Here is a 7,366-nt window from a genome sequence, read left to right on the forward strand (position 1 = left end):
AGCAGTGGAGTAGAAACGATCACGTGGCTAACCTCAAACCTGAACTGAAACTGGGATATAAGGCGTCGGCGGAGCAGTTCGCCCCGCGGGAACTCGTGGAGCTGGCTGTTGAGGCCGAGGCGCACGGCATGGACAGCGCGACGGTCAGCGATCATTTCCAGCCGTGGCGCCATGAGGGTGGTCACGCGCCGTGGTCGCTGGCGTGGATGGCGGCGGTCGGGGAGCGTACCGAGCGGCTGGTGCTGGGCACGTCGGTGCTGACCCCGACGTTCCGCTACAACCCGGCGGTCATCGCGCAGGCGTTCGCGACGATGGGGTGTCTGTATCCGGACCGGATCTTCTTGGGCGTGGGCACCGGTGAGGCGCTCAACGAGATCGCCACCGGCTACGAGGGGGAGTGGCCGGATTTCAAGGAGCGCTACGCGCGGCTGCGCGAGTCGGTCAGGTTGATGCGTGAGCTGTGGCTGGGTGACCGGGTGGATTTCGACGGCGAGTATTACCGCACCAAGGGCGCGTCGATTTACGACGTTCCCGAGGGCGGGGTGCCGATCTACATTGCCGCGGGCGGGCCGCAGGTAGCCAAGTACGCCGGCCGCGCCGGTGATGGGTTCATCTGCACCAGCGGCAAGGGCGAGGAGCTCTACAAGGACAAGCTGATTCCGGCGGTGAAAGAAGGCGCCGAGGCGGCCGGGCGCAACGCCGAGGACATCGACCGGATGATCGAGATCAAGATCTCGTATGACACCGATCCGGAGTTGGCTCTGGAGAACACCAGGTTCTGGGCGCCGTTGTCGCTGAGCGCCGAGCAGAAGCACTCCATTGATGACCCGATCGAGATGGAGAAGGCCGCCGACGCGTTGCCCATCGAGCAGGTCGCCAAGCGCTGGATCGTCGCCTCAGATCCCGATGAGGCCGTCGAGAAGGTGGGCCAGTACGTGACGTGGGGGCTGAACCATCTGGTGTTCCACGCCCCCGGCCACGATCAGCGCCGCTTCCTCGAACTCTTCCAAAAGGATCTGGAGCCGAGACTTCGGCGGCTCGGCTGATACGAATGCTCGCGACCGCGCTAGCCGCGGTCGCGATGGCGGTCTCGCTTTTGGGGCTGGTGGCGCGTTACCTGCCGGTCGACGGTCATGTTGTTCTGGGCCTCGCGGCAGCATCGCCATACCTGATGGCAGTCGGTCCCGTCGGGATGCTGCTGTTCGGACTGGCCCAGAGATGGGTGCTCTCGCTGCTCGCCGCGTGCCTGTGCGTGGTGCTGGTGGGCGTTCAGGCGCCCCGGTACCTTGGGCCGGAAACAGTCGCGGTGCCGGCCGCAACCGTCCGGGTGATGACCGCGAATCTCGGTATGGGACAAGCAGATTCGGGCGCCCTCGCCGCGTTGGCGAGCGAGTCGGCGGACGTGCTGGTCGTGCAGGAGATGACGCAGGAGGCGGCGGCCGGGCTGTCTTCGGCCGGACTCGATGACGTATTTGCACACCGGGTGATCGACCCGCGTCCACTGGCGTCTGGGATCGGGGTGTGGAGTCGCTACCCGATCGTGGAGTCGGGTGGCCAGGAGGGGTATTCGCTGCCACTGCTGTGGGCGCGCCTGGCGGTGCCGGGCGTGGTTGCCGATCCGACCGTGGTGGCCGTGCATCTGGCCGCACCGTGGCCGCAGCCCATCGAGGACTGGCGTCGCGACATCGCGCGGTTCGCCGTCACACTGCGAGAACTGGCTGACAACGCGGGCGCAGGCGCAGTGATCGCGGCGGGCGATCTGAATGCCACCATCGACATGGTGCCGTTCCGGCGGCTGCTGAACGAGGGCTACCGGGATGCCGCTGAGCAGGCGGGCGCCGGCTTGACACGCACCTACCCGAACGGGCGCTGGCGCCCGCCAATGCTCGGAATCGACCATGTCCTGGTGTACGGGTCCGCGGCGACGTCGGCGCGAACGGTCGCGCTTCCGGGTTCCGACCATCGCGGCCTGGTCGCCACCGTAGACGTCCCAGTCGACCCGACCGCGAGCTGACGGTGCCCTAGGCTTTCAGGCGTGCCAGTGGTACGCGCGATCTACGTCGCCTCCCCCGAGGGTGACACCGGTAAGTCGACGATCGCGCTCGGCATCCTGCACCGGCTGACGGCCACCGTCGCCAAAGTCGGTGTGTTCCGCCCGATCACCCGGGTGGGCGAGGACCGTGACTACATCCTGGAGCTGCTGCTCGCGCACACCACCGCGGGTCTGCCCTACGACCAGTGTGTAGGGGTCAGCTACCAGCAATTGCATGACGATCCCGACGCGGCGCTGGCCGATATCGTCGACCGGTTCCATCAGGTGGCCGACCAGTGCGATGCCGTATTGGTCGTCGGCAGCGACTACACCGACGTCGCCGCGCCGAGCGAGCTGTCGATGAACGCCCGCATCGCCGCCAATCTCGGTGCGCCGGTGGTGCTGGCGGTGAAGGCCAAGGGCCGCACCCCCGACCAGGTCGCCCAGGTGGTCGACGTGTGCCTGGCCGAGGTGGCGGCCCAGCACGCGCACACCGCAGCGGTCGTGGCCAACCGGTGCGAGCCGTCGCAGATGGCCGCGGTCGCCAAGGCGTTGGAGTCGTTCGCGCCGAAGACGTACGTGCTGCCCGAGGAGCCGCTGTTGGTGGCGCCGTCGGTGGCCGAGCTGCAGGCAGCCGTCGACGGCACGGTGCTGCGGGGTGATTCGGCGTTGCTTACTCGTGAGGTGATGGACGTGCTGGTGGCCGGCATGACGGCTGAGCACGTGCTTGAGCGCCTGACCGAAGGCGTCGCCGTCATCACTCCCGGTGACCGCTCGGACGTCGTCCTCGCCGTCGTGAGCGCCCATGCGGCCGAGGGCTTTCCGTCGCTGTCGTGCATCATTCTCAACGGTGGCCTCAAGCTGCATCCGTCGATCGCGTCACTGGTGTCCGGGCTTGGCCTGCGGCTGCCCATCATCGAAACTCCGTACGGGACGTTCGAAACGGCCAGCCGAGTCGCGGCGGCACGCGGGCGGGTAACCGTGAAGTCACAGCGCAAGATCGACACCGCGCTGGCACTGATGGAAACCCACGTCGACACCGCGGATCTGCTTGCGCAGCTGGTTATTCCGATCCCGACGGTGGTCACCCCGGAGATGTTCACCTACCAGCTGTTGGATCGGGCGCGGGAAGACCGCAGACACATTGTGCTGCCAGAAGGTGATGACGACCGCATCCTGCAGGCGGCCGGCCGCCTACTGCAACGCGGTGTCGCCGAGCTGACCATCCTGGGTGACGAAGCTCAGATCCGGCCGCGCGCCGCGGAACTCGGAGTCGACCTGTCGGCGGCAGCCGTGCTCAACCCGCAGACCAGCGACCTGTGCGACAAATTCGCCGAACAATACGCCGAGTTGCGCAAGCACAAGGGCGTCACCGTCGAGCAGGCTCGCGAAATCATCCATGACGTTTCCTATTTCGGGACCATGCTGGTGCACAACGACATGGTCGATGGCATGGTGTCGGGTGCACGGCATACCACCGCGCACACGGTTCGTCCTTCGTTCGAGATCATCAAGACGCTGCCCGACGTCTCCACCGTTTCCAGCATCTTCCTGATGTGCCTGGCCGACCGTGTGCTGGCCTACGGCGACTGCGCGATCGTTCCCGATCCCACCTCCGAGCAGCTCGCCGACATCGCGATCTCCTCTGCGCGCACCGCAGCCCAGTTCGGCATCGACCCGCGGGTGGCCATGCTGTCGTATTCGACCGGCACGTCGGGCACAGGCGCGGACGTCGACAAGGTAAGGGCGGCAACAGAATTAGTCCGCGAGCGGCAGCCGGATCTGCTTGTCGAAGGACCCATTCAGTACGACGCCGCGGTGGAGCCATCGGTGGCCAAGACCAAGATGCCAGAGTCCAAGGTCGCAGGGCGAGCGACGGTGCTGATCTTCCCCGACCTCAACACCGGCAACAACACGTACAAGGCCGTGCAGCGCAGTGCAGGCGCGATCGCAATCGGTCCGGTGCTGCAGGGCCTGAAGAAGCCAGTCAACGATCTGTCACGGGGGGCACTGGTCGAGGACATCGTCAACACCGTCGCGATCACCGCCATTCAGGCGCAGGGCAGATGACCCGCCGCGTCTTGGTTCTGAACTCCGGTTCGTCGACCCTGAAATACGCGGTAGTCGAACCGGATTCAGCCAACATGGTTGCCGATGGGACGGTGGAGAGGATCGGCGACAGCGAGGTCCCTGACCACACCGCGGCGCTTCGGGTGGTGTTCGACGCGTTGACGGACGACATGGCCGGATTGGTCGCGGTCGGGCACAGGGTCGTACACGGCGGCCCCGACTTGTATCAGCCGACGCTGGTGGACGACGCGCTGATCGCAAAGCTCGACGAACTGTCGCCCCTTGCACCGCTGCATAATCCGCCTGCGGTGCTCGGTATCGCCGTCGCACGCAAGGCGCTGCCCGATCTGCCGCACATCGCCGTTTTCGACACCGCGTTCTTCCACGACCTTCCGCCCGCGGCGTCGACGTATGCCATCGACAGGGACATCGCCGCGCAGTGGCATATCCGGCGCTACGGATTTCACGGCACCTCACATCAGTACGTCAGCGAGCAGGCGGCGGCGTTCTTGGACGTGCCGCTGGCGTCGCTGAGCCAGATCGTGCTGCACCTCGGTAATGGCGCGTCGGCATCGGCGATCGTCGGTGGACGGCCGCTGGACACCTCGATGGGCTTGACACCGATGGAGGGCCTGGTGATGGGCACCCGCTCCGGCGACGTGGACCCCGGCGTGATCACCTACCTGTGGCGTACCGCCAAGATGAGCGTCGAAGACATCGAGTCAATGCTCAACCGCAATGCCGGTGTTCGTGGTCTCGGCGGTGAGATCGATTTCCGGGTGTTGCATCAGCGGATCGAATCCGGCGATGAGGCAGCGCAATTGGCTTACGACGTGTACATCCACCGGCTACGCAAGTACATCGGCGCGTACCTTGCGCTGCTGGGCTCCGCCGATGTGATCACGTTCACCGCCGGAGTGGGCGAGAACGACGCAGCCGTGCGACGCGACGCGCTCTCCGGCATGACGGCGTTGGGCATCGAGGTTGACGAGCATCTCAACGCCAGTCCAGCCAAGGCTGCGCGCCGCATTTCGGCCGACCAGTCCCCGACGACAGTGCTCGTGATCCCCACCAACGAAGAGCTGGCCATTGCCCGCGCATGCACGCAGGTAGTCGCTTAGGTCGCCGAGTGTGCGTCCACACCGCCGAGTGTGCGCTGACTGCGCTGTTTCACGCAGTTCTCCACGGCGAGCGCACAGCGAATGCGGTGAGTACACGGTCAGCTCCATTCGCCTGGGGATAACTGGCAAGACGCGACTCAGGCCGTCCGTTGCGCACGGCATCGTGAGCGGTATGGGGTATTTGGAGCAACCATTCATCGGTAGTGAGGCGCTTGCTGCCGGCACGGTGAACTGGCATCAACTGCGGACGCGATACTGCGCACTGTTCCCGGATGTGTACGTTTCGCGACTAGCCCGGCCGTCGCTTCAGCAACGGATCGCCGCAGCATGGCTTTGGTCGCGGCGACAGGCAACCATTGCCGGGCTTGCCGCGGCCGCATTGCACGGTTCCAAGTGGATTGACGCCGACATACCGGTGGAGCTCGTCCACGCCAATGCGCGGCCACCGAAGGGCATCATCACCCGCCGCGACACTCTGGTGGATGACGAGGTCCTGATTCTCGACGGCCGTCCCGTCACCACACCTGAGCGCACCGCATTCGACATCGGCAGGCGCGGTTCAGTCATGTCCGCAGTTGCGCGGCTTGACGCGCTAGCCAACGCCACGGGGTTGAAGACCGATGACGTCGAGCGAATCGCCGGTAATCACAGAGGTGCTCGCGGGCTGCGGCATTTGGAGACGGTACTGGAACTCGTCGACGGCGGCTCCCAATCTCCGAAGGAGAGCCAGGTTCGGCTGTGGCTCGTCGAGGCCGGGTTCCCGCGCCCGCAGACCCAGATCCCCGTGTTCGGTCCGGACGGTGTGCCGTTCGCCTTCCTTGATCTGGGGTGGGAGGAGTGGATGCTTGGGGTTGAGTATGAAGGCGAGCACCATCGCGCCAACCGGTTTCAGGTCGCCAGCGATATCCATCGACTCGAGAAGGTGCAGCAACTCTGGCGTGTCGTTCGTGTCACGGCCGAAGATCGTCGCATCGGTGTTATCCGGCGAGTCCACCGCGCCGTGGAGGCGCAGGGCTTTGAGTGTCCATGCTACTTATCGAAAGAGTGCTGACAAAGCCGAGTGTGCACCTACTGCAGCGAGCGGGCGTCCACTGTTCGGATGCCCGAAATAGTATGCGGTGAAGGCACACTCGAGGCCGTCAGTGCACACTCGACGCGGTAGGCGCACGCTCGGACGCCTAAACGTCAGAAGGTGCTTGTCGGCCGGACGCTGTTGGCGAGGTCGACCAGCGCGTAGCGGTGCGCCTGTGTGGGCGCGACCCGCGCGAGGCTGCGCAGCGACGCCTCGACGCCGAGCTGCAGGCCGTGCTCTGTGAACGGGAAGCCAAGGATGTGGTTGGTGCTGGCGGTGTGGTCGGCCAACCAGTCCATCGCGGTGCCCAGCACCAGCGCGCGGATCTGCAGCACCCGTGGCTCGGTGTCGGGCAGGATCTCCACGCGGCGGGCGGCATCGCGAATGTGCTGCTCGGTCACCTCGGAGGTGGACCGCCCGGACAACAACGTCACCGCGCTCGTCAGGCGTGCGGTGGTGAAATGTCGTGAGGTCGCGGGCACTTCGTCGAGGGTGTGCACTGCGCCGTCACGGTCGCCCTCGGCCGACTGCCAGCGCGCGAGGCCGAAGCCCGCCGAGATCACGCCGTTGTCGCAGCACCACACCGTCCTGTAGAACTTGCGGTCATCGGAGTTGCCCGCCAGCTCGGCCGTCGCGGCCAGCGCAAGCTTCGGCGCCAGCTCACCGGGCACAGTGTCAAGCACTTCGGTGAAATGCTTTGTGGCTGAATCGTAGTCGGCGGTCAGCATCTCCGATACTGCGCGGAACCACACCAGCCGCCAACGCCAGCCGACCCGTCCTGCGAGATCGTCGAGCTTTCGGGTGGCCTTGGCGACATCACCGAGATCCAGCAGCGCGCGGACCTCCATCAACGGCAACTCCACCGACTCCGACAGGTCTATGCCCTCCGAGTCCAGTGCGCCGTGACGTGCCGCGCGCAGCTGGTCCAGCGTCTGCACCGGCTGGCTCAATACGCTCGCCGACAACACCGCCGCGCCGACATCGGCGGGGTCGACCAGCGGCACCGGTAGCGCGTTGACAATCTCCTGCGCGGTTAACTTCTCCGAATGCACCTGGCCGTCGAGGTATACG

The 7,366-nt window shown here is 65.8% G+C and carries 6 protein-coding genes; 5 read left to right on the top strand and 1 reads right to left on the bottom strand.

Annotated features, from left to right (window positions below; genetic code table 11):
- The first annotated feature begins 23 nt into the window (after window positions 1-23).
- The 5 genes from fgd (at window position 24) to VFH65_RS19225 (ending at window position 6,274) form a co-directional block, all read left to right on the top strand.
- Window positions 24-1,046, top strand: a complete 1,023-nt coding sequence (gene fgd, locus VFH65_RS19205; RefSeq protein ID WP_353323583.1) for a glucose-6-phosphate dehydrogenase (coenzyme-F420) — start codon at window positions 24-26, stop codon at window positions 1,044-1,046.
- Window positions 1,047-1,051: 5 nt separating this feature from the next.
- Window positions 1,052-2,014, top strand: a complete 963-nt coding sequence (locus tag VFH65_RS19210) for an endonuclease/exonuclease/phosphatase family protein (RefSeq protein WP_353323584.1) — start codon at window positions 1,052-1,054, stop codon at window positions 2,012-2,014.
- Between the two features lie 21 nt (window positions 2,015-2,035).
- Entirely contained in the window at window positions 2,036-4,102 is a 2,067-nt protein-coding gene (gene pta / locus VFH65_RS19215) for a phosphate acetyltransferase (RefSeq protein ID WP_353323585.1), read from the top strand.
- Window positions 4,099-5,223: an acetate kinase gene (locus tag VFH65_RS19220; protein WP_353323586.1), complete on the top strand. Its 1,125-nt coding sequence runs from the start codon at window positions 4,099-4,101 to the stop codon at window positions 5,221-5,223. Before pta ends, VFH65_RS19220 begins: the two co-directional genes overlap by 4 nt.
- A 172-nt stretch (window positions 5,224-5,395) precedes the next feature.
- Window positions 5,396-6,274 (top strand): hypothetical protein, encoded by an 879-nt coding sequence (locus VFH65_RS19225; protein ID WP_353323587.1) that lies wholly within the window; start codon window positions 5,396-5,398, stop codon window positions 6,272-6,274.
- A 134-nt stretch (window positions 6,275-6,408) separates the two neighbouring features.
- On the opposite strand, the gene VFH65_RS19230 is transcribed toward VFH65_RS19225, so the two are convergent.
- Window positions 6,409-7,366 (bottom strand): tetratricopeptide repeat protein (locus VFH65_RS19230; protein ID WP_353323589.1); only part of this gene is annotated, 958 nt, incomplete at its 5' end.

Origin of the sequence: Mycobacterium sp. (genome assembly GCF_035697385.1) — a bacterium.
Classification (GTDB): Bacteria; Actinomycetota; Actinomycetes; order Mycobacteriales; family Mycobacteriaceae; genus Mycobacterium.

Coding starts and splice junctions, on each gene's coding strand:
- VFH65_RS19225 (WP_353323587.1), top strand. CDS start 5,396: ATGGGGTATTTGGAGCAACCATTCATCGGTAGTGAGGCGCTTGCTGCC.
- VFH65_RS19210 (WP_353323584.1), top strand. CDS start 1,052: ATGCTCGCGACCGCGCTAGCCGCGGTCGCGATGGCGGTCTCGCTTTTG.
- VFH65_RS19220 (WP_353323586.1), top strand. CDS start 4,099: ATGACCCGCCGCGTCTTGGTTCTGAACTCCGGTTCGTCGACCCTGAAA.